Origin of the sequence: uncultured Phenylobacterium sp. (assembly GCF_902826855.1) — a bacterium.
Classification (GTDB): Bacteria; Pseudomonadota; Alphaproteobacteria; order Caulobacterales; family Caulobacteraceae; genus Phenylobacterium.
Map to the genome: position 1 here is coordinate 1 of NZ_CADEGK010000271.1, position 2,525 is coordinate 2,525.

3 protein-coding genes (1 of these 3 running past the window's edge) are annotated in these 2,525 nt (G+C 73.8%); all 3 read right to left on the reverse strand.

The features are described 5' to 3' along the window. Positions 1 to 931: TrbI/VirB10 family protein (locus QZV94_RS22960; RefSeq protein WP_293682473.1), on the reverse strand; the 931-nt coding region annotated here is incomplete at its 3' end. Further along, entirely contained in the window at positions 928 to 2,025 is a 1,098-nt protein-coding gene (locus QZV94_RS22965; RefSeq protein WP_293682475.1) for a TrbG/VirB9 family P-type conjugative transfer protein, read from the reverse strand. The genes QZV94_RS22965 and QZV94_RS22960, both read right to left, overlap by 4 nt. Continuing rightward, positions 2,004 to 2,525: the 3' portion of a conjugal transfer protein TrbF gene (gene trbF / locus QZV94_RS22970; protein WP_293682477.1), read on the reverse strand. It continues 177 nt past the right edge of the window; only the last 522 of its 699 coding nucleotides appear in the window; its start codon lies off the right edge, out of view — the gene reads right to left on this strand; it ends in the stop codon at positions 2,004 to 2,006. The genes QZV94_RS22965 and trbF overlap by 22 nt, the downstream gene beginning before the upstream one ends.

Genomic DNA, 2,525 nt, shown 5'->3' on the forward strand with positions numbered 1-2,525 from the left:
CGTGGTCGCGCGCCACCTGGCCCAGCGTGGTGATCGCGCCCGCGAACAGCGTGGCGATCGCCAGCGACCCCAGACGGCGGTCGACCGCGCCGCGCACCCCGATCGCGCCCGTGGCGTCGACGCCGGGCTCCTTCGGCAGGATCAGCGACTTGCCGTTGGGCAGGATCAACCGCTCCCAGGCCACGAAGGCGCGCCGGTCGCCATGTCGGCTCTCGCCCTCGTGGCGGCCGATCAGGCGCGCGCCCTGCGGGATCAGCAGGAAGCGCCCGCTGACGGTGTCGAAGACGTTCTCGGTGACCGTGGCGGTGACGGGGCCGCTGCGCGCGGTGTCGATCGCCGTCAGCAGCGCCGCGGCGATCACGGCCCCGGCCTTGACCTCGTAGGGACTGATCGACGCCTGCAGGGCATGGGTGTTGTAGACAGCGGCCAAGTCGCTCCGGTCGGTGTCGGCGCTGTCGCCGGCGGCCGGGGCCGAGCTCCGCGCCGCCGGGCTTGCGAAGAAGAGGCCCGAGCCCCGCGCGTCACTGGCCAATCCTCCACGCGATGGGCGGGAGGCTTGGCGAGCCCGCGCGGGCGCCGGCGTATTCGCGGGGGTCGGCTCTCGCCCGAGCTCCCGCGGCTCCGGCAACCGGTTGAGGTCGCCGTAGCTGGCCGGCGCGTCGGTGACCTTCTCGCTCGGCCGCACCGTTCCCCGCGTCTCGGTGGGGCGCCCTTCCAGGCGCGCATCATGCGCCCGCGCACGAAGGTCCGGCTGAACCACGAAGGCCCAGGCCAGCGATCCGCCGACCAGACCCATGCCCGCCATCACCACGCCGACCAAGACGCCGCGCCGCAGTCGCACCATGGACGGGCGCGGGGCGCGCGTGTCGAGCGGCGGCATCGCGGCCTTCGGGCGCGGCGCTTCTGGGCCGCCGGTGACGGTCTCGGTCATGACGCAGCTCCGATGCGCTCGATGCGCACGACCTGGGCATGGCGCCCGCCCATGCGCAGTTCCGCCGCGGTCAGAACGCGGTCGACCACCCAGAGGGCGCCCTGCTGGCGGTAGTTCACGAGCTGGGCGTCGCCCGACGGCCCGAGCGCGAACAGCGCCGGCGCCTCGGCGACCGCCATACCCGGCGGGAAGGTGAGGAAGGTGCGGATGCCATCGGTCGCCACGGCCGTCGGAGTCCAGGCCGGCCGGCGGCCTTTGGGACGTATCCGGAAGCCCGCGTCCAGGGGCCCTTGCGGCGCGACCAGCGCGGGCGCCGGCGGCGGCCTATCGGCGGCCGGCGCGGCGGCGTCCAGCACCGCGCCCAGGTCCCAGGTGACGGCGGCGTTGAACGCCTCGGCGTCGCCGCTCCGCAGCTGCACGAGGTAGACGCGGCGGTTGGTGGGCAGGACGAGGTTGGTTTCCAGGCCCCGCGCCAGCGGCTTGATCATCACATGCGCCCGCTGGTCGGGTCCTTCGCCGGACTGGGTCTCGCCGATCTGCCAGCGGACGGTGTCGCCGGCCGCCTTGGAGATCACGGTCTCGCCCCGCGACAGGGTGAGGGTCGTGACGCGCAACGGCGCGGTCCAGACCTCGTAGACCCGCCCAGGGTCGTAGACGAAGACCTGTACCCCGCCGAGAAACGCGCGGGCCCGCGAGGTCTGACGCGCCGAGGAGTTGGCAGCCGCGATCGCCGCCCGCCCGGACGGCGCCGCATCTCGCGCCGGCCCCGCTTCGGACGACACGGCGGGGGCCGGCCGGGCGCGGGCGACCGAGGTCCGGCGCCCCGGATTGGGGATGGGCGCCATGGCCACGAAGGTCCGCGGTCCGGATTCAGGGCCAGCGGGGGGATCGCCTGACGCCTGGTCCGCGGCTGCCGCTGGCGGTGCTTCGGCCCCGTGGACCGACCGGGCGACCGGCGCGCTCGAATCCGGCGCCGCAGCGAGCGATCGGACGGCCGCCGGCGGAGCCGGCGACAGGCCAAGGCGCGACAGGTACGAACACCCGCCGAGCCCGCCCGCGATGATGCAGAGGATCAGGAGGCGTCGGGGGTCCATGACACGTCCTCAATTCGGATGCCGAGAGGGTTCTTCAGCAGCTCGGCCTCGGTCTTCGGCGGCTGCAGCTTGAAGGTGATCAGTGCGCGCCAGCGGTCCTGCGCGGCCTGCTGGCCGTTGACGAACCGGGTCTCGCGCCACTGGAGGTCATAGGTGCGCCCGCTGCGGCGCACGACGTTCAGGATCTCGACGTTGACCGCCTCGCGTCCGACCTCGGCGAAGGGGTCGTGGGCCTGCGCCCAGGCGTTGAGGAAGCCCGCGGACTTCGGCGTCACCAAGTCGTAGGCGGCGAGCCAGTTCTGCCGGATGACGACCGGGTCCGTCGACTTGGCCCGGACGCTGCGGATCCAGGTCGCCAGGGCATGGCCGATCTGCGCCTGGGTCGGCTCGTAGCGCCCGTCGAGGGCGGTGATCCGCTGGGTCTGGCCCCACTGGCTGACCTCCACCACGAAGGGCTTCACCACCGCCTGCTGCGCCTGCATCCACCAGCCGGCGCCGAG